Below are 20502 nucleotides of genomic sequence, written 5' to 3'. Positions count from 1 at the left end.
AATAACCCACCCCAAAGGATTTCGCGTTGCAGGAAGGCGGCAAGCGAGCGCATCCCCAGGAGCATAGTTCACTATGTGACTGAGGTGGGCGAGTGCGGCCAACACACTTGCAACGTGAAAGACGAAGGGGGCCTCTGGAGAACTCTGTGATGAATGACTCTATTTATCAGCGGATAGAAGACAGTGCGCGTTTCAGGGAGTTAGTTGAAAAAAGGCAACGGTTTGCCACCATTCTGTCCATCATCATGCTGGCAGTTTACATCAGCTTTATTTTACTGATTGCCTTTGCGCCTGGCTGGCTGGGTACGCCGCTACACGCGGGAACCAGCGTCACCCGGGGTATTCCGATTGGGGTCGGTGTGATCCTCATCTCCTTCATCCTGACCGGGATCTATATCTGGCGGGCAAACGGTGAATTCGACCGCCTGAACAATGCGGTTCTGCACGAGGTTAAAGCATCATGAAGAGAGTCCTGACGGCGCTTGCCGCCACGCTGCCCTTCGCCGCAAACGCGGCGGATGCTATTAGCGGTGCAGTCCAACGCCAGCCAACCAACTGGCAGGCGATTGTCATGTTCCTGATTTTCGTCATCTTTACGCTCGGTATTACTTACTGGGCGTCTAAGCGCGTACGTTCGCGTAATGACTACTACACCGCCGGCGGTAACATCACTGGTTTCCAGAACGGGCTGGCGATTGCGGGCGACTATATGTCGGCGGCATCGTTCCTCGGGATTTCCGCGCTGGTGTTTACCTCCGGTTATGACGGGCTGATCTATTCACTCGGCTTCCTGGTCGGCTGGCCAATTATCCTGTTCCTGATTGCTGAGCGTCTGCGTAACCTGGGTCGTTACACCTTTGCAGATGTTGCTTCTTATCGTCTAAAGCAAGGACCAATCCGTATTCTGTCGGCCTGTGGTTCTCTGGTGGTGGTCGCGCTGTATCTGATCGCCCAGATGGTCGGCGCAGGTAAGCTGATTGAGCTGCTGTTTGGTCTGAACTATCACATCGCCGTCGTACTGGTTGGCGTGCTGATGATGATGTACGTCCTGTTTGGCGGCATGCTGGCGACCACCTGGGTACAGATCATCAAAGCCGTTCTGCTGCTGTTCGGCGCCAGCTTTATGGCCTTTATGGTGATGAAGCACGTCGGCTTTAGCTTCAACAACCTGTTCACCGAAGCAATGGCGGTACACCCGAAAGGTTCAGCCATTATGAGCCCGGGCGGACTGGTAAAAGATCCGATCTCCGCCCTATCGTTAGGTCTCGGCCTGATGTTTGGTACGGCAGGCTTGCCGCACATCCTGATGCGCTTCTTCACGGTCAGCGATGCCCGCGAAGCGCGTAAGAGCGTGTTCTATGCCACCGGTTTTATGGGTTATTTCTACATCCTGACCTTTATCATCGGCTTTGGCGCGATCATGCTGGTGGGCGCTAATCCGGCGTATAAAGACGCTGCTGGCGCGCTGATCGGCGGTAACAACATGGCGGCGGTTCACCTGGCGAATGCAGTGGGCGGCAACCTGTTCCTGGGCTTCATCTCAGCTGTGGCGTTTGCCACCATCCTGGCGGTGGTTGCAGGCCTGACGCTGGCGGGCGCATCGGCCGTTTCTCACGACCTGTATGCCAACGTGTTCCGTAAAGGCGCAACCGAACGTGAAGAGCTGAAGGTGTCGAAAATCACCGTACTGGTGCTGGGTGTGATTGCCATCCTGCTCGGCGTGCTGTTTGAGAACCAGAATATCGCCTTCATGGTAGGTCTGGCGTTTGCTATCGCAGCTAGCTGCAACTTCCCGATCATTCTGCTCTCCATGTACTGGTCAAGACTGACCACGCGTGGCGCGATGTTGGGCGGCTGGTTAGGTCTGCTGACGGCGGTGGTGCTGATGGTGCTTGGCCCGACGATTTGGGTCCAGATCCTTGGTCACGAAAAAGCCATTTTCCCGTATGAATATCCGGCGCTGTTCTCCATCAGCGTAGCGTTCCTCGGGATCTGGTTCTTCTCTGCTACCGATAACTCAGAAGAAGGTAATCGCGAACGCGAGCAGTTCCGTGCTCAGTTCATCCGTTCCCAGACCGGGTACGGCGTAGAACAAGGTCGCGCGCACTAACCACTCCTCCTCTTCCCCGGTCATTTTGGCCGGGGAAGACGTTCAGCGAATCATCCTGGATTCTCATCCGTTATCAAGCGACGAGCAGGCACAGCGATAAGCAACAGGAAAATAATCGCACACACAAGATTTAGCCACTGCCAGCCCTTCCAAAAAGCCAGCAACCCGGCACCCCAGAAATAAATCATTAAGCATTTATTAACATCCTTTTCTATTTTTATTTCATTCCTTTTGTAATACGTCCCTACCCTGCGGTAAAACTCCCCGTCAGTCGCAGTTTGCCATCAACCAGCTTGAACATATATGACGTCGCACCATCACAATACTCTGAAAGGCCGGGAAGTTGCGTATTAGGACCGGTCCCCTGTGAAATAAAAAGAATACCGTCCGTAAGTTCCCCTTGGGCGATGGTATCGCATGTTCCTTTAACGGTATGACGTTTACCGCGTTCTTCATAATAAAACATGCCATCTTCATCCGCAGGAAAATAGCGACGCTGCTGCTCATGTTCCGAAAGCGCGTTAATTCTGTACTCGTTTATCATCAGGGATTCAGCATCAACACCGATGCTGGCAAGCATCTGCAGATGCGCCATAATCTGCTGCGAATTTTGGTCAAACACAGTCTCGGTAAGTACATCTTCCTGACGGTTTTCATCATAATCAATAAAGTCAAATAGCGTCCCCTGCAAAGGAAAGACAAAATATGTTTTCAACGCGACAACGTTTTTCTCCCGCAACGCCTGTTGGAACTGTTGAAACTGCAGCAGCGCGCTTTTCTTTTGTTCCGCCGTGGTGATGGGAGTAACGTTTTTGGCGCTATAAAGAATAAGCAGCACAGAAGTAAAGTGATGACCCGTTTGGGCATACATCGTTTTCCCGGTCAGGATGACATCTTTTCCCAGAGAAGGAGCAAGATCGGCGTAATTAAGCTTATTTTTGCCCATCAAGATAATCTGCACTAGCGGAACATTTTCACGCTCACCGTTAACATCGCACTCAAACGGTTGATCCAATTTAAGATAATCATAAGTTACCGCTTCATCGCCATCTTTGATGCTTTCGTAATTTGGCGAACCGGGTAATGTCTGTTGTATTAATGTTCCCTGAAGTGTCACCTGTTGGTCTTCATCAGGACACCAGGCCAAAACGGCATGACTAAACAAAAGAGCAGATAACCACAAATATTTCACGCTGCGCATCCTTACAATGGCGAGTAACATTTATCATTATTCTAAGGCGTAAACATAAATTTAAACATAGCCTCTAAGAAAATCAGAATCTCATCCTCTCTTCCGGTCATTTTGGCTGGGGATCACATTTTTCCTTCTGCGTTGTATCCATCTTCTGCATTAGCGTTATTGTATAAAAATAAAATTGAAATATTGTTTTTATTACATCAACACGTTAATTCATTTTTTAGAAATGAGGATGTTATGAAGAAATATGCCCTGGTAGGAACTGGCGGGCGCGCGGGACTTTACATCAGCGCGATTGGCGGGCAGTGGAAAGAAAATGCACGTCTGGTCGCCTTTTGCGACACCAATCAAACCCGTATGAATTACGCCAACCAGCTTTTGGCGAACGAAGGTGCGCCCCCGGTCTCTACATGGAAGGCGCAGCAGTTTGAAGAGATGATCCGCGAAACACGTCCGGATATCATCATTGTGACCACCATGGACCGGACTCACGACGACTATATCGTGCGTGCGCTACGCGCAGGCTGCGATGTGATCACCGAAAAACCGATGACCATCGATGAGCAACGCGCCCTGCGGATTCTGGACGCCATTGAAGAGACCGGCCGTCAGTTACGCGTCGCTTTTAACTATCGCTATGCACCGCACCACAGCAAGGTTCGCGAACTGCTGATGAACGGTACGATTGGCGAGGTTTATTCAGTTCACTTTGAATGGTTGCTCAATACCGAACACGGTGCCGATTATTTCCGTCGCTGGCATCGCGAAAAACGTAATAGCGGCGGCTTATTAGTGCATAAATCCACTCACCATTTTGATCTAATGAACTTCTGGCTGGGCAGTTATCCCGAGCGGGTGTATGCCGAAGGCAGCCTGCGTTTCTATGGAAAAGAGAACGCCGAACGCCGGGGCGTGACGCAATTTTACCCGCGCGCTCACGGCTATGCGCAGGCCAAAGACGATCCGTTTGCGCTGCATATGGCCGAAAACCCTCAGCTTAAAGCGCTCTATCTGGATGCAGAACATGAAGATAACTATTTCCGCGACCAGAGCGTATTCAGCGACGGCATCACCATTGAAGACACCATGTCGGTGCTGGTGAAGTATCAGAATCAGGTGCAGCTTACCTACTCACTGAACACCTGGCTGCCGTGGGAAGGCTTGAACGTGGTCTTTAACGGCAGCGAAGGCCGCCTGGAGATGAAAATCGTTGAGAAATCCTACGTCAACGCCGGAGGCGAGCGGGATAACGAAGGCTGCCTTGAAGCCTGTGACATCACTGTTTTCCCGATGTTTGCCGCGCCGTGGCAAGCTGATTTTACCCTCGGCGAAGGCGGTCACGGCGGTGGAGATAATGCGATGCTGGCCGATCTGTTTGGCGAACCGCGGCACGATCCGTTGCAGCGTGCCGCCGACCATCGCGCCGGCGCCATGTCGATTTTGACCGGTATCGCCGGGAATATTTCAATGCAGCAACAGCGGCCGGTGAATTTTAAAGAGTTCGCGCTGATTTCACGCTTGAAATAGCACACAGCCGCTGGTCAGAACATCACCATCGCGACCAGCGGCGCTACCAGCACCATCACCACGCCGGAAAGCATCATCACCAGGCTGGCGACCACGCCCTCCTGCTGGCCGAGCTCATAAGAGCGCGCCGTGCCCGCACCATGCGAGGCTGCGCCAAATCCTGCACCTTTCGCCATCCCTTCCCGAATAGAAAGCCGTAAAAACAGTACATCGCCAACCGCCATACCGAATACACCGGTCACTACCACGAACAATGCCACCAGGTCTGGTTGCCCACCCAACGGCTCTGCTGCCGCCAGCGCAAATGGCGTGGTGACGGAGCGCACCGCCAGACTACGCTGGATTTCATCAGGCAACATAAACAGACGCGCCAGCCACACGGAACTGGTAACGGCCACCAGCGTTGCCGTCACCACGCCCGCCGTCAGTGACATCCAGTGCCGCTTAATCACGGCAAGGTTGTCATAAACCGGAACGGCAAAAGCGATGGTCGCAGGGCCTAACAGCCACAGCAGCCAGTGCGATTCACCAATATAGTTTTGCCAGGAGATATGCCCAAAGACCAGCATCAGGACCAGCAGCGCCGGAGTGAGCACTAACGGCATCAGCGGTAATTTACGAAAACGGCGATACAGGCGCTTGTTGGCAAAATAGATGCCCAGCGTAATCACCAGACACAGCACGCTTAGCTGGAAATTACTCACGGTTTAGCCTGCTCATTTCATAGCGATACACTTTATCCACGACCCACGCCGTTGCGCCAAGCACCATCAACGTACTTAGCGCAATGACGGCAAATATGCGCCAACCATCGACCAACAACAGCTGCGTATAGTTGACGACAGCCACCACCGCCGGAACAAAAAACAGCAACATTTCAGCCAGTAACCAGCGAGCGCCTGCACGAATCCAGTTCAGCGGGATAACCCGGCAGACAATCAGCGCCAACATCAGCACCATCCCAACCAAGTTGGCAGGAAGCGGCAGATGCAGCCAGGAGACAAGATATTGAGCAAATACAAATAGACCTGCGTACAACAGAACCTGAACGGGGATCTGGAGTCGATGAATAACGGCAGGTGTCACGCGGCTTATCGCCACAGCCATGAGGGTATGTCCTTAAAAAGTAGAGAGCGCCAGTATAGAGAGCCCCCGTCCAGGACTGAAATGAATTAAACTCATTGCAGGCATAGTCTTAAGGAATAATCATGGATATCAGAACGCTGCGCTATTTTGTTGAGGTGGTTCGTCAGCAGAGCTTTACCCGCGCAGCGGAGAAGCTTTTTGTCACCCAGCCCACCATCAGCAAGATGTTGAAGAACCTTGAAGACGAGCTTAACTGCACGCTGTTAATCCGCGACGGTCGGCGACTGCTGTTAACCGACACCGGACAGGTTGTTTTCGAACGCGGCCTGGCGATCCTCGCCGAGTTTCGCCAGCTCGAAGCAGAACTCAGCGACATTAATCACCTCAACAAGGGAGTGCTGCGCCTCGGCATCCCCCCCATGGTCGGTATGTTGATGGCCGGGCCTATCAGCCTGTTTCGCCAGCGCTATCCCGGCGTGGAGCTGAAGGTATCTGAATTTGGAGGCTTAACCGTCCAGCAGGCGGTGATGAATGGCGAGCTGGATGTCGCGATGACCGCGCTGCCGGTTGAAGAAGAGAGCGGCCTGGCGACCTTACCGCTTTTTAGCCATCCGCTCTGTGTGCTGGTCCCCCGCTCCGGTCAATGGACAACGTGTGAATCAATTTCCCCCGAGGCGTTAGCGGAGCATCCCCTGCTTATCTATAACGAAGATTTCGCGTTGAGCCGTCAGTTGCTTGAGCTGTTTAACCAGCACAATGTCAAACCCCGCATCGCGGTACGCAGTGGGCAGTGGGATTTTCTGGCGGCGATGGTGCAAGCCGGAGTCGGGATCGCCATTTTACCGGAGCCGATTTGCCAGCGCTTGGATAAGCAGACGCTGCGCTGGATCCCTTTGGAGAGTGATTTACGCTGGCAGTTGGGCATGATTTGGCGCGAAGGTGTGTATCTGTCGCACAGCGCCCAGGCGTGGCTCAAATGCTGTGAAGGGTTCTGGCTAACGCAAGAGTCGTAACATGCCGGATGCGGCTTAACGCTTATCAGACCTACAATTGGATTCCGTAGGCCTGATAAGCGTAGCGCCATCAGGCACAACCGTTTATTCGTTCTCGATCAACAGCGCTTCCAGCAAATCCAGATCGTGCAGCAGTTTTTGCAGCGTCTCATTGCTGATTTCCCGCGTGGCGCGCAGGTGATAAAGTTCCGCACGCTCGGAACGCAGGGCCGCCAGACGGAAACGCCGCTCGAGGTTTTCTTCCTGCATCGAGCTTTCCACGTCGTTTCGTCCGTCGGCGCGTCGACGCAGGTTACCGATGACGCGTGAACTCACCTCGGTGAGCAACTGATTGTCGATGTTCTCTTCGGTGTCTGCGGCCAGACGCTCCTCCATTTTCTGGATGGCGACAATCGCCACTTCCGCCGTGGCAGCGCGGGCAATTCGTTCCTCTTTCTGCTGCTGCGAGTGGTCTGCCACTTCCAGGTGTTGCAGCAGAAGCGGCAGCATCACCACGCCAACAAACAGCGAGAACAGAATCACGCCCGCGGCAAGGAAGATCAGCTCATATCGCGCCGGGAAGCCGCTACCATCCGGTAACAGCAACGGAATAGAGAGCACACCGGCGAGAGTAATGGCCCCACGCACGCCCGCAAAGGAGGCGATCATGATTTCACGCGTCGTCCAGGAACCAAACTCCATCGGCTTTTTCTTCAGGAAGCGCAGGCTAAACTTCTTCATCGTCCACAGCCAGCCAAAACGTACCAGCATCAGCGCCACGTAAATCAGCACGATATCGGTAAACAGCATCCAGATTTCAACATTCGGATCGGCTTCTGCCGCCGCCAAAGAAGACTCCAGAATCCCCGGCAACTGCAGTCCTAACAGCAAGAAAACCATGCCGTTAAACACAAACTCCAGCATCGCCCAGGTGCTGTTAGCACGTAAACGCATAGCCAGCGGCGCCCGGCGCATTACCCCGGAACGGGTAATCGTCATCCCGGCTGCGACCGCCGCGAGGATGCCGGAAACACCGATGTGTTCCGCAATCAGGTAAGACGCAAACGGCAGCAGGAACAGCAGAACGATTTGCGTTGCCGGTTCATCACCACCCCAGCGGCTGAGAAAACGCAGGGAGCGCCCGTACAGCCAACTGACGACAAAACCGGCCAGGATACCGCCAATCGCTACCTTGAAGAATTCAAGCGTTGCGCCACCAACCGTAAACACCATCGTGCCCATCGCCACGGCGACGGCAAATTTCAGTGATACCAGACCGGAGGCGTCGTTCATCAACGCTTCGCCCTGCAGGATACCCATGATTTTCTTCGGTATGCGTCCCTCCCCCACTATGCCGGAAAGGGCAACGGCATCGGTTGGCGACAGGACAGCGGCCAGCGCAAAGGCCGGGATGAGAGGGATCCCCGGCACCAGCCAGTAAATCATAAAGCCAATCCCGACCACCGTGACCAGAACCAGCGCCAGCGCAAGGCCGAAGATCTCTCGCCCGTGCTCCAGAAACTCACGGGTTGGCGTCTTCCAGCCATCGGCGAAAAGCAGCGGCGGGATGAACAGAACCAGAAAAAGCTCAGGATCGAATTCCACATGCAAACCAAACGTCGGCCACGCCAGCAAGGCGCCGATGGCGATCTGCATAAGGGGTAAAGGGAGTTGGAATGGCAATACGCGAGTAAAAACCCCCGACAGCGAGACCACAAGGGTCATGATGAGTATGGTGAAAAAGATTTCCATGCGTTCCCTGTTTGCGATGTTTCTTATGATCAGTGATGAGAGGCGTCGTGCCTCAATTCTATCTACTTGAGAGTAACGCAAAAGACAACGAGAGTGTTGTGAAAATAAAAACGGGCGGCCAAAGCCACCCGTTTTCAGAATCTTCATCAAATGAGGATTAGATAGCCCAACCACCAGCGTAGAAGGCCACCAGCGCGATGGCGATGACCACTGTGCCGATGTTCAGTTTGCGCCATTCGCCAGAGACGATACGGCCAATCACCAGAGTAGCAAAGCCAATCATAATGCCGGTCACGATGTTACAGGTCAGCACGATAAATACGGCCGTTACCAGCCCCGCCATAGCGTCGACAAAGTCAGCAAAGTCGATTTTCGCTACGTTGCTCAACATCAGCAGGCCCACATACATCAGCGCAGGTGCCGTTGCATATACTGGTACAAGATAAGAGAGCGGAGAGAGGAACAGGATCAGCAGGAACAGTACGCCAACGGTGATCGCCGTCAGGCCAGTTTTTCCGCCTGCCGCCGTACCCGCTGCGGATTCAATATAAACCGCCGCCGGTGCAGCGCCCACCAGGCCAGAGAACACGCTGCTCAGGGAGTCGGTGGTCAGCGCTTTGCCGCCGTCAATAATCTGTCCGTCTTTATCCAGCAGATTCGCCTGTCCGGCTACCGCACGGATGGTTCCGGTCGCATCGAAGACAGCGGTCATGACCAGCGCCAGCACGCTCGGCAGTACGATCGGGTTTAGTGCGCCCATAATATCCAGGCTACCGATCAGCGAGTTACCGTTTTCGTCGCTCAGAGACGGCATGGCAAAAATACCGGAGAAATGTACGGCCGGGTCGAAAATCAGACCCACTACGGAAATACCGATAATAGTCAGCAGGATGCCGCCCGGTACTTTCAGTTTTTCGAGGCCAATAATCACCGCCAGACCTACCAGCGACATAATCACCGGAAAGGTATCGAAATCGCCCAGCGCAACCGGCAGGCCGTCCAGCGGGTTTTTAATAACCAGACCCACGCCGTTTGCCGCAATCAGCAGCAGGAACAGGCCGATACCAATCCCCGTACCGTGCGCAACACCCTGCGGTAGATTGCGCAGGATCCAGCTACGAATACCGGTCGCGGAAATGATGGTAAACAGGACACCCATCAGGAACACCGCACCCAGCGCAACAGGCACACTGATATGTTGTCCCAGTACCAGGCTGAATGCGGTAAACGCCGTCAAAGAAATGGCGCAACCAATCGCCAGCGGCAGGTTTGCCCACAGGCCCATCACAATAGAACCGACGCCCGCGACCAGACAGGTTGCCACAAATACAGCGGCAGGCGGGAATCCGGCTTTACCCAGCATCCCCGGAACCACGATAACGGAGTAGACCATGGCCAGGAACGTCGTTAATCCGGCAACGACTTCCTGACGAACGGTACTGCCGCGGAGCGAAATTTTAAACCAGGCGTCGAGTGAACCGCCGGTACGCGCTGAAGGCGTAGACATAGAAAACATCCCCTGAGAGTTTATTTTTTCGTCATTATGCGTGCTGGACAATCCACTGCCTGCTAAACGTTTTCTCCATGTGCCAGGTTTGCGTCAATAGGGGTGTCGCAAAAAAGCAAACGTTTAGCTCCGCGCATAAAAAACGGGTGGTAAAAAAAAGCAAACGATTATCCAGCGATAATACGCTGGTTTTCAACTGAACTTTGCCGCTTTTTACTCATTTCTTCTTATAACGCGCAATAAATAATCAGTCGATGCGCAAACGTTATCGTCAATGCGCAGTCTCGCAACAAATTTTGCGGAGTTATTACAACATCGGTGTGCCTTTTTCACGCAAACTTGCGCAAGAAAACCGGTGAAGATGCGGAAAATTTTTTGGCTAAAAAATCACCATTTCACTGGTAAATGGAGAGAGGTGGCTTACAATTACATTATCAACACAGACCGGAACCTCACCTAATGTGCTCGACTGAGGGGTGTTGATGTCGGGGGAAACCCTCCCGTGAACCAGCGGGATAGAGTGAAAGACAAAGACCGGAACCAAACTAAAGCGCCCTCTGTGGCGCTTTAGTTTTATATCCGTCAATCCATCAGATATTTCACATCAATCATCTTCCAGCAGACGCGCCCCGGTCCCCTTCTCGCCAAGCTGATCGCCTGGGTTACGCAACGGGCAATCGCTGCGCGACAAACAACCGCAACCAATACACCCATCCAGTTCATCGCGTAGCGCCACTAAAGTATGAATGCGTCGATCCAGCTCTTCACGCCATTGCGAAGAGAGCTGCTTCCACTCTTTAGCACTGAGCGAATGTCCTTCAGGTAATACGCCGAGCGCGTCACCGATCGTTGCCAACGGGATCCCGATGCGTTGAGCAATCTTGATAATCGCCACATAACGCAACACATCACGTCTGTATCGGCGCTGATTGCCGCTGTTGCGCATACTGCTGATTAACCCTTTGCTTTCATAGAAATGCAGGGTTGATACCGCTACGCCGCTACGCTTTGCGACTTCACCTGGCGTGAGCAGCGCTTTTATTCGGGGTAATTTCTTTTCCATAAATCGCTTTACCTCAAGTTAACTTGAGGAATTATACTCGCCCACAGACAAAACGACGAATCGAATACTGAAAAAGAGGCAGCCCTATGTCCCATCAGCAGATTATTCAGACCCTTATTGAATGGATTGACGACCATATCGATCAGCCGCTGAACATTGAGGCGGTGGCGAAAAAATCAGGTTACTCGAAGTGGTATTTACAGAGAATGTTCCGCACGGTGATGCGCCAGACGTTGGGTGACTATATCCGCCAGCGTCGACTCCTGCTGGCTGCTGTTGAACTGCGGACGACCGAGCGACCCATTTTCGATATCGCAATGGATCTTGGTTACGTATCACAACAAACCTTCTCACGCGTGTTTCGCCGCGAGTTTGATCGTACCCCCAGCGATTACCGCCACCGCCTGTAAGATTATTGCCCGCTCTGCGTCAGTATGGCGGGCGACCGTTGTATCCAGTGCATGAACTCCTGTGGCGGCAGCGCCTTCGCAAAATACCAGCCCTGACAATACTGTACGCCACGTTCGCGCAGCCACTCGATTTGCTCAACCGTCTCTACCCCTTCCGCAATCATCTTCAGGTGTAAGCTTTGCGCCATTTCGATGATATGTTCGGCAATCAGGTGACTGGTGCTGTTGGTGGACAACGTACTAATAAATGATTTGTCGATCTTCAGGATATCGATATTCAACGCGGATAAATTGTGTAGATTGGAATATCCCGTCCCAAAATCATCAAACGCCACTTCATAACCCGCCTGACGAAACGCCTGGATTACCGCGGTCATTTTATCTACATCAATAAACCCGCGCTCGGTCACCTCGACTTTAATTTGCTGAGCCGCCACAGAGTACTCACGGTTTTTGTCGGTAATCAGGGCAATAAGTCGGGATGAATGAAAGTCAGAAGCAGAGAGGTTTATCGAGATATAAAGCTGAGGATGCGCCGAAAGAAAATATCCTAAATCGTTGAACACCTCTTCAATCACGTAATCCGTGATCCGCTCAATCATTCCCTCTTTTTCAGCCAGCGGAATAAACTCGGTTGGGCTCATTACTTCACCATCACAGCCCGGCCAGCGCAGCAGAGCCTCAGCCCCTACGCACTGACCGTTTTCGATATCAATGATCGGCTGGTAGTGCAGACACAGTTGACGTTTTTTGATTGCTCGTTTTAACAAGCGGCGGGGAGATAAGTATTCCTGACGCGTGCGCCACCACATTAACAGCATCAGGATGCTGCAGATAATCCCGAAAGGAATCGTTAACGCAGCCTCATGATAGAAAATCGAATGTATGCGTTTATCCGAGGTCGACACAATAATCGCAATCGGGCGTTTTTCTGAATGCACTTTGGTGTAGAAGCGATCGTCCAACTGGAAGGTTGAGGCTTCACCGCGCACCAACGGCAATAACTGCGCAATAGGCGCCCCTTCGCTGGCAGAGAAAAAAGTACCCGTTACCGTGTCATACACGCCCCAGGACAGGTCCGGGTCATCTGACATAACTTCGCTGTAAGATAATGGGTTGATGACGGCAACGTAGTTTCCACGTTGCATATACGTCATTCTGTAGCCAGCGAAAAAGGGGGTATCGCGATAGTAATAGATGGAGATGTCCGGCGTACGTTTATAGTCGGCGGTCGGCATAATATAGGCGACTGGCGGCGCCATCGACGTAGAGCACAAAAAATGATCGCCCTGCGCATAAATTAGCTCGCTGATATATAAACGACCACGAATAATATCTAGCATATTTTTCTGATGTGCCGGGGTACACATCTTACCTTGATACAACAGGGCCATATCTCGCGCTAAATCGGCTTGTTGGATCACCAATTCAGTTTTATTTAACACCAGTTGCGCAAAAGAGCGAAGTTGATTACGGGTTTCGGACATTGCCCGGATTTGAGCAAACCATAACGCCAGCACCACGGGGAGCAATACCACCATGAATGTTCCGAGGAACTTCAGTATCTTGCGTCGCGCACTGTGATTCATGTCAGCCCTGTTTCCCTGTTTCGTATATGCCAGAACCCATTAAGGCAAGATGCTATAAACACCGACTGATTAAGTTGCATGAATCTATCAGTATTAGCAACAGACTTCTCTATGTAAAAGTCTGATAATAGTTGATGATGATATTATTTTTCCGTAAGGCAAACTTAAAGTTATGCTTATTTCATAACGTTATTATCCCCAAGGAGTAATTTTTTATAAGCACTATCCTGGCTTTATTTAAGAAATTCATTAGATTTTTTTAACGATTAATTTAGGATAAATAAAACAGGTAACGCAAATGCATCTTTAGAGTTGATTATTTAGTATCATTGCTTCCTTGAATATAACCACATATTTAACATGGTTATCATCCTGCAAAAAATACGTCCAACACTGGTGAACAAACGAGCATATGTGATATAGTTCACAAAAATCATGTAACAGAAACGATGTTTCATTCATGTTATTGCCCGTCGATAGCCAGAGTACTACACCCTCGGTGAACACCCCCGCGCTGTCCTGGGCATCCAGACTTTCTGAGGACGTTTTTCATGGCAACGATAACAACTGGCGTGGTTCTTCTGCGGTGGCAATTACTCAGTGCAGTGCTGATGTTTTTAGCCAGTACGCTTAATATCCGTTTTCGTAAATCAGATTATATTGGCCTGGCCGTCATTAGCAGCGGTTTAGGGCTGGTTTTTGCCTGCTGGTTTGCGACCGGATTACTCGGCATAACCCTGGTGGATATGTCCGCAATCTGGAAGAACATTGAAACCGTAATGGTTGAAGTGATGAGCCATACACCGCCAGACTGGCCGATGGTGTTGAACTGATAACAGAATTGCATATGGCTACCCCAGTCCTGAGGTAGCCATAATTTTCAGCGAAAAGCAGAAGGATTAGAACGGAATATCGTCGTCGAAATCCATCGGCGGCTCATTAGACGGCGCTGCCGGAGCCGACTGTTGCTGCGGGCGAGACTGCGCGCCGCCGCTGAACTGATTGCCACCTTGCGGCTGCTGAGGCTGACCCCAACCACCCTGCTGCTGGCCGCCACCTGCCGGAGCACCACCACCCTGACGACCGCCCAGCATTTGCATGGTGCCGCCAACGTTAACCACAACTTCAGTGGTGTACTTTTCTACGCCGGATTGATCGGTCCATTTGCGGGTACGCAGCTGACCTTCGATATAGACCTGGGAACCTTTACGCAGATATTCGCTGGCAACTTCCGCCAGTTTGCCGAACAGCACCACACGGTGCCATTCAGTCTGCTCTTTCATTTCGCCGGTCGCTTTATCACGCCAGGATTCGGAAGTAGCCAGCGTAATGTTGGCAACTGCGCCACCATTCGGCATATAGCGTACTTCCGGGTCCTGGCCCAGATTACCGACGAGAATCACCTTGTTTACGCCTCTGCTGGCCATGATCGTGTCTCCTGAAAAACGTTACTGAATAAGTGTAAGCGCGGGATTGTAGCATTTCCAATAGCGCTTTTACTACGTTGCGAGATCGATTCCAGTAAACAACCCCAGACAGACATTGTTGCACAGGCATCTGCGTTTTGCATTCCAATACTGTATATCCATTCAGGTCAGGTTGTGTCATAATTAACCGTTTGTGATCGCCGGTAGCACCATGCAGCCAGGCAAAAAAGCGTTTAATCCGGGAAAGATGAATGGATAAGATCGAAGTTCGGGGCGCCCGCACCCATAATCTCAAAAACATCAACCTCGTCATCCCGCGCGACAAGCTGATTGTCGTCACCGGGCTTTCGGGCTCAGGCAAATCTTCGCTCGCTTTCGACACCTTGTATGCCGAAGGGCAGCGTCGTTACGTTGAATCCCTTTCCGCGTACGCGCGTCAGTTTCTGTCGCTGATGGAAAAGCCGGATGTCGACCACATTGAGGGGCTGTCTCCCGCCATCTCAATTGAACAAAAATCGACATCCCACAACCCGCGATCCACGGTAGGTACGATTACCGAAATTCACGACTATCTGCGCCTGTTGTTTGCCCGCGTTGGCGAACCGCGCTGCCCGGATCACGACGTTCCCCTGGCGGCCCAGACCGTTAGCCAGATGGTGGACAACGTTCTGTCGCAGCCGGAAGGCAAACGTCTGATGCTGCTGGCGCCGGTGATTAAAGAGCGTAAAGGCGAGCATACTAAAACGCTGGAAAACCTGGCAGGCCAGGGCTATATCCGCGCCCGTATCGACGGTGAAGTGTGCGACCTTTCCGATCCGCCCAAGCTTGAACTGCAAAAGAAACACACTATTGAAGTGGTGATTGACCGCTTTAAAGTACGCGACGATCTCACCCAGCGACTGGCTGAATCCTTTGAAACCGCGCTGGAACTGTCCGGTGGTACGGCGGTGGTCGCCGATATGGACGATCCGAAAGCGGAAGAGTTGCTGTTCTCCGCCAACTTCGCCTGCCCGATCTGCGGCTACAGCATGCGCGAGCTGGAACCACGCCTGTTCTCGTTCAATAACCCAGCGGGCGCATGCCCGACCTGTGACGGTCTCGGCGTGCAGCAGTATTTCGATCCTGACCGGGTGATCCAAAATCCGGAACTGTCGCTGGCCGGTGGTGCTATCCGCGGCTGGGATCGCCGTAACTTCTATTACTTCCAGATGCTTAAGTCACTGGCGGAACACTATAAATTCGACGTCGAAGCCCCATGGGCCAGCCTGAACCCTGCCGTGCATAAAGTGGTGCTGTACGGTTCCGGCAAAGAGAATATCGAATTTAAATACATGAACGATCGCGGCGATACGTCCGTACGCCGCCATCCGTTCGAAGGCGTATTGCACAATATGGAGCGCCGTTATAAAGAGACGGAATCCAGCGCGGTACGTGAAGAATTAGCCAAGTTCATTAGCAACCGACCGTGCGCCAGCTGTGAGGGGACGCGTTTACGCCGGGAAGCCCGCCACGTATTTGTCGAAAATACGCCGCTGCCCGCGATTTCCGACATGAGCATCGGTCACGCCATGGATTTCTTCAACAACCTGAAGCTTGCGGGTCAGCGAGCGAAGATTGCAGAGAAAATTCTCAAAGAGATTGGCGATCGTCTGAAGTTCCTGGTCAACGTCGGCCTCAACTATCTGACGCTGTCGCGTTCAGCAGAAACGCTCTCCGGCGGCGAAGCCCAGCGTATTCGTCTGGCAAGCCAGATCGGCGCAGGTCTGGTCGGCGTAATGTACGTGCTGGATGAACCGTCTATCGGTCTGCATCAGCGCGATAACGAGCGTCTGTTGGGTACGCTTATCCACCTGCGTAATCTGGGCAATACCGTCATTGTGGTTGAGCACGATGAAGACGCGATTCGCGCCGCTGACCACGTTATCGACATCGGCCCCGGCGCGGGCGTTCACGGCGGCCAGGTGGTTGCCGAAGGTACGCTAAAAGATATCATGGCCGTGCCTGAGTCGCTGACCGGCCAGTACATGAGCGGTAAGCGCAAGATTGAAGTGCCGAAACAGCGCGTGGCGGCAGACCCGGAAAAAGTGTTGAAGCTGACCGGCGCGCGCGGTAACAACCTGAAAGATGTCACCCTGACGCTGCCGGTTGGTTTATTTACCTGCATTACCGGTGTTTCCGGTTCGGGTAAATCGACGCTAATTAACGACACGCTGTTCCCGATTGCGCAGACGGCGCTGAACGGCGCCACGCTGGCGGAACCCGCGCCATATCGTGATGTTCAGGGCCTGGAACATTTCGACAAAGTGATCGACATTGACCAAAGCCCGATTGGCCGTACGCCGCGCTCTAACCCGGCAACCTACACCGGCGTGTTTACGCCAGTGCGCGAACTGTTTGCCGGTGTGCCGGAGTCGCGTGCGCGCGGTTATACTCCGGGTCGTTTCAGCTTTAACGTCCGCGGCGGACGCTGTGAAGCTTGTCAGGGCGACGGCGTGATCAAAGTCGAAATGCACTTCCTGCCGGATATCTACGTGCCGTGCGATCAGTGTAAAGGCAAGCGCTATAACCGCGAAACTCTGGAGATTAAGTACAAAGGCAAGACTATCCACGAAGTGCTGGATATGACGATTGAAGAAGCGCGTGAGTTCTTCGATGCCGTTCCGGCGCTGGCGCGTAAGCTGCAAACGCTGATGGACGTGGGTCTGACGTACATCCGACTGGGTCAGTCCGCCACCACGCTCTCGGGCGGTGAAGCGCAGCGCGTGAAGCTGGCGCGTGAACTGTCCAAACGCGGTACCGGTCAAACGCTGTATATTCTCGATGAACCGACCACCGGTCTGCATTTTGCGGATATTCAGCAACTGCTGGACGTGCTGCATCAGCTCCGGGATCAGGGCAACACCATCGTAGTGATTGAGCACAATCTGGACGTGATAAAAACCGCTGACTGGATTGTCGATCTCGGTCCGGAAGGCGGCAGCGGCGGCGGGGAAATTCTGGTTTCAGGCACACCAGAAACAGTCGCTGAGTGTGAAGCCTCACACACGGCCCGTTTCCTCAAACCACTGTTGTAATCATGCCGATGGCGCTACGCTTATCAGGCCTACAAAATATGCATAATTGCTTGTAGGCCTGATAAGGCGCTGGCGCCTCATTGCGGAAAACAGATCAGGACTGCGCCAGTATCCGGCGTTTATCTTCCGGCAGCGTGTTTACGGCCTGCTGATAAGAGGCGTCTACCAGGTAGTAGATTTGCGAATCCGGCAGCGAGCCGTCCAGATACACCGTACTCCAGTGCGCCTTATTGAGATGCCGGCTTGGCCGTACATCGCTATGCTGCTGACGTAACAACTCTGCCAGTTCCGGGCTGGTTTTCAGTGACACCGCCGGGCGTTCTTCCACCTCTTTTACCATGGCAAAAAGCACATCTTCGACTTTGATTTGTGTGGCCTTCCAGTCACTGTGTACGCTCTGCTCGGCGCCCATTTTTGCCATGCAGTATTGCAGCAACTCCGAATTTGTCATCTTAATTCCCCTTACCAGCATATTGCCTAATGAGAACATCTTTTATTCAGTGTGCAGCAAGTCCGCAAAAGGTAAAAGCAGGTAACGCAAATTTGTTTAAAAAAACAACAACCGCAAGCAACGTCCTCAATACTCCGAGTTGACGATCACCTCTTCACCAAACGCGCCGGCCTGTGGCAACGGTTTATAAGTGGAGTTAGAAGCGCGTAAAATACGAATACCGCGAATACCCACATCTCGGGCGGCGGTAATGTCATTATCAGAGTCGCCGTAGAACATGCGGATATTTTTATCCTGCAGCCACTGCGTTTTCGTATTCTGACCCGGCTTATCACCGGCAAAAATGACCGGGTTCATATTGCCGGCCGGGATGTGAAAGTTATCGGACAGCGTTTTCGACACCGTTTCGGTCTTCGTCTGGCTACGCCCGGTTACGAAAAAGATGCTGTCGCCGCGACGCACGTGCATATCAATCAACTGACGCGCCACTTCTTTCGGAATGCTGAATTCGTCCCAGCCATTGTTCATTTTTTCCCAGAAGGCCGGATTTTTCAGGTAGTCCTCACTGTCCGGAGAATACGTTTTTTTTCCGCGCCAGAAGCCTGGGCTGGAAAAGAGGACGGTGTCATCGATATCAAACCCGACGGCCATCGGCGGGCGTCCGGTCAGGCTGTTTTCAATTTGTGCCACGGAGACCCAGTGAATGGGTGCCTGCTCAGCGAGTTTTGCAACGTTGGTGCCTGGATTAAGCTGAGAGGGAGAGGAAACTAACGCCTGGGCCGGCTGATTTAGCGTGAACAATAAACAAACGGCACTCAGTGCCAACGTAAACTTGCGCATATTTTTCCCTAAGTAGTCAGTTAGTTATCATTTTTTTATTAACAACTGGTCAAAAAACTATCTGACCTTACCCCTTAGGGGGAGGGAAAGGAAGGATTTTCTCTGGTTTTGTCCTGGAAAAAGAGCATGATCACATTGGAAAACAGACCAATAGCACGGTGAAAGAAAGTAGGCCGGATAAGGTGATTACACCTCTATCCGGCAATACAATGCCTGATGGCGCGACGCTTATCAGGCCTAAAAACCCGGTTACATGACGGCAGCAAATGCCTTCGCCACGCGTTGCACGTTACCGTGATTCAACCCGGCCACGCACATACGACCGCTGGCTATCAGGTACACACCGAACTCATCGCGCAGGCGATCGACCTGAGCAGCGCTGAGCCCGGTATAGCTGAACATCCCGCGCTGTTGCAGCAGGTAATCAAAGTTACGACCAGGGATCTCCGCATTCAATACGTTAACCAGCGCCTGGCGCATCGCCAGAATACGGGTACGCATCTCTTCGACTTCCGCCAGCCAGTTGGCTTTCAGCGCGTCATCACCCAACACCGCGGCCACGACCTGCGCACCAAAGTTTGGCGGGCTGGAATAGTTACGACGCACCGTCGCTTTTAGCTGCCCCAGAACGCGGCTGGCGGCATCAGCGTCTTCACAGACTACTGAAAGTCCGCCGACACGCTCGCCGTACAAAGAGAAAATCTTCGAGAATGAGTTGCTGACCAGTGCAGGCAATCCGGCGCTGGCAATGGCGCGGATCGCGTAGGCATCGTCTTCCATTCCACCGCCGAAACCCTGGTAAGCAATATCCAGGAACGGGATCAGATCGCGAGCTTTCAGGATCTCAATGACACCATCCCATTGCGCGGGGGTTAAATCCGCACCCGTCGGGTTATGGCAGCACGGATGCAGCAGTACGATGCTGCGCGCCGGTAAGGTGTTCAGCGTGGCCAGCAGGTCGTTGACACGCACGCCATTGGTGGTGTCGTCATACCAGGGGTAAGTACTTACTTCGAATCCAGCACCTTCAAAAATCGCGATGTGGTTTTCCCAGGTCGGATCGCTGACCCACACGGCAGAATCAGGGAAATAGCGTTTCAGGAAGTCTGCGCCAACCTTTAGCGCACCGGAGCCGCCCAGCGTCTGAATCGTTGCGACGCGCTGCTGCTGGAGAACCGGATGCTCTGCGCCAAACAGCAGCGGCGCAATAGTATGGCGATAAGTGTTCAGGCCTTCCATCGGCAGATACAGCGAAGCGCCATGCGGTTTGGCATTCAGTCGGGCTTCCGCTTCTGCCACCGCTTTAAGCTGAGGAATAATGCCGTCTTCGTTGTAGTACAGACCGATGCTGAGGTTCACTTTGTCGCTACGTGAATCTTCTTTGAAACGCTCCATGAGCGATAAAATCGGGTCGCCGGCGTAGGCGTCAACTTTTTGAAACACGTGTGGTTCTCCAGGTTTACAGGCAGGGGTTAA

At 52.7% G+C, this 20502-nt stretch carries 18 protein-coding genes; 7 read left to right on the top strand and 11 right to left on the bottom strand.

Annotation, left to right across the window (positions count from 1 at the left end):
• Window positions 1-149 precede the first annotated feature (149 nt).
• Together N0B36_RS20715 and actP are read left to right on the top strand one after the other, a co-directional pair.
• Window positions 150-464 (top strand): DUF485 domain-containing protein, encoded by a 315-nt coding sequence (locus tag N0B36_RS20715; protein ID WP_016155370.1) that lies wholly within the window; start codon window positions 150-152, stop codon window positions 462-464.
• Window positions 461-2110, top strand: a complete 1650-nt coding sequence (gene actP / locus N0B36_RS20710; protein ID WP_016155369.1) for a cation/acetate symporter ActP — start codon at window positions 461-463, stop codon at window positions 2108-2110. The genes N0B36_RS20715 and actP overlap by 4 nt, the downstream gene beginning before the upstream one ends.
• A gap of 244 nt (window positions 2111-2354) precedes the next feature.
• Here actP and N0B36_RS20705 read toward each other — a convergent pair whose 3' ends face one another.
• A complete protein-coding gene (locus tag N0B36_RS20705; RefSeq protein ID WP_259688920.1) occupies window positions 2355-3302 on the bottom strand; it encodes a DUF4431 domain-containing protein in 948 nt (315 codons plus the stop codon).
• A gap of 243 nt (window positions 3303-3545) precedes the next feature.
• On the opposite strand from N0B36_RS20705, the gene N0B36_RS20700 reads away from it, so the two are divergent.
• Window positions 3546-4835 (top strand): Gfo/Idh/MocA family protein, encoded by a 1290-nt coding sequence (locus tag N0B36_RS20700; RefSeq protein WP_047499548.1) that lies wholly within the window; start codon window positions 3546-3548, stop codon window positions 4833-4835.
• 14 nt (window positions 4836-4849) lie between these two features.
• On the opposite strand, the gene N0B36_RS20695 is transcribed toward N0B36_RS20700, so the two are convergent.
• Together N0B36_RS20695 and N0B36_RS20690 are read right to left on the bottom strand one after the other, a co-directional pair.
• The gene (locus N0B36_RS20695) at window positions 4850-5539 is read right to left on the bottom strand and encodes an LrgB family protein (RefSeq protein ID WP_151224611.1); all 690 of its coding nucleotides are present in this window, start codon (window positions 5537-5539) and stop codon (window positions 4850-4852) included.
• Window positions 5532-5942 carry a CidA/LrgA family protein gene (locus N0B36_RS20690; RefSeq protein WP_016155367.1) on the bottom strand — a complete coding sequence of 137 codons (411 nt, stop codon included), beginning with the start codon at window positions 5940-5942 and terminating at the stop codon, window positions 5532-5534. Before N0B36_RS20690 ends, N0B36_RS20695 begins: the two co-directional genes overlap by 8 nt.
• A 101-nt stretch (window positions 5943-6043) precedes the next feature.
• On the opposite strand from N0B36_RS20690, the gene N0B36_RS20685 reads away from it, so the two are divergent.
• A complete protein-coding gene (locus N0B36_RS20685; protein WP_047357727.1) occupies window positions 6044-6934 on the top strand; it encodes a LysR family transcriptional regulator in 891 nt (296 codons plus the stop codon).
• Between the two features lie 84 nt (window positions 6935-7018).
• On the opposite strand, the gene N0B36_RS20680 is transcribed toward N0B36_RS20685, so the two are convergent.
• The 3 genes from N0B36_RS20680 to soxR form a co-directional block, all read right to left on the bottom strand.
• Window positions 7019-8665, bottom strand: coding sequence for a Na+/H+ antiporter (locus tag N0B36_RS20680; RefSeq protein WP_016155450.1), 1647 nt, complete (start codon window positions 8663-8665; stop codon window positions 7019-7021).
• Window positions 8666-8822: 157 nt separating this feature from the next.
• Entirely contained in the window at window positions 8823-10172 is a 1350-nt protein-coding gene (gene ghxP / locus N0B36_RS20675) for a guanine/hypoxanthine transporter GhxP (RefSeq protein WP_016155449.1), read from the bottom strand.
• Between the two features lie 604 nt (window positions 10173-10776).
• Entirely contained in the window at window positions 10777-11235 is a 459-nt protein-coding gene (gene soxR, locus N0B36_RS20670) for a redox-sensitive transcriptional activator SoxR (protein ID WP_016155363.1), read from the bottom strand.
• Between the two features lie 86 nt (window positions 11236-11321).
• Between soxR and soxS the strand changes: the two genes are divergently transcribed.
• Window positions 11322-11645, top strand: a complete 324-nt coding sequence (gene soxS, locus N0B36_RS20665) for a superoxide response transcriptional regulator SoxS (RefSeq protein WP_016155362.1) — start codon at window positions 11322-11324, stop codon at window positions 11643-11645.
• A gap of 2 nt (window positions 11646-11647) precedes the next feature.
• Here soxS and N0B36_RS20660 read toward each other — a convergent pair whose 3' ends face one another.
• Window positions 11648-13234, bottom strand: coding sequence for an EAL domain-containing protein (locus N0B36_RS20660; protein ID WP_047499546.1), 1587 nt, complete (start codon window positions 13232-13234; stop codon window positions 11648-11650).
• Window positions 13235-13785: 551 nt separating this feature from the next.
• On the opposite strand from N0B36_RS20660, the gene N0B36_RS20655 reads away from it, so the two are divergent.
• The gene (locus N0B36_RS20655) at window positions 13786-14067 is read left to right on the top strand and encodes a YjcB family protein (protein ID WP_016155360.1); all 282 of its coding nucleotides are present in this window, start codon (window positions 13786-13788) and stop codon (window positions 14065-14067) included.
• Window positions 14068-14133: 66 nt separating this feature from the next.
• Here N0B36_RS20655 and ssb1 read toward each other — a convergent pair whose 3' ends face one another.
• Window positions 14134-14661 (bottom strand): single-stranded DNA-binding protein SSB1, encoded by a 528-nt coding sequence (gene ssb1, locus N0B36_RS20650; protein WP_016155359.1) that lies wholly within the window; start codon window positions 14659-14661, stop codon window positions 14134-14136.
• A 251-nt stretch (window positions 14662-14912) separates the two neighbouring features.
• On the opposite strand from ssb1, the gene uvrA reads away from it, so the two are divergent.
• Window positions 14913-17735, top strand: a complete 2823-nt coding sequence (gene uvrA / locus N0B36_RS20645) for an excinuclease ABC subunit UvrA (protein ID WP_016155358.1) — start codon at window positions 14913-14915, stop codon at window positions 17733-17735.
• 94 nt (window positions 17736-17829) lie between these two features.
• Here uvrA and N0B36_RS20640 read toward each other — a convergent pair whose 3' ends face one another.
• The 3 genes from N0B36_RS20640 to tyrB form a co-directional block, all read right to left on the bottom strand.
• Window positions 17830-18186, bottom strand: a complete 357-nt coding sequence (locus N0B36_RS20640) for an MmcQ/YjbR family DNA-binding protein (RefSeq protein WP_016155357.1) — start codon at window positions 18184-18186, stop codon at window positions 17830-17832.
• 126 nt (window positions 18187-18312) lie between these two features.
• Window positions 18313-19026, bottom strand: coding sequence for an acid phosphatase AphA (gene aphA, locus N0B36_RS20635; protein ID WP_003826615.1), 714 nt, complete (start codon window positions 19024-19026; stop codon window positions 18313-18315).
• 249 nt (window positions 19027-19275) lie between these two features.
• On the bottom strand, window positions 19276-20469 hold the full coding sequence (tyrB, locus tag N0B36_RS20630; protein ID WP_259688919.1) for an aromatic amino acid transaminase: 1194 nt from the start codon (window positions 20467-20469) through the stop codon (window positions 19276-19278).
• Between the last annotated feature and the right edge of the window lie 33 nt (window positions 20470-20502).

This window comes from Citrobacter sp. XY323 (genome assembly GCF_025106035.1).
GTDB classification, from domain to species: Bacteria; Pseudomonadota; Gammaproteobacteria; order Enterobacterales; family Enterobacteriaceae; genus Citrobacter; species Citrobacter braakii.
This window is presented reverse-complemented; position numbering and strand designations above follow the sequence as displayed.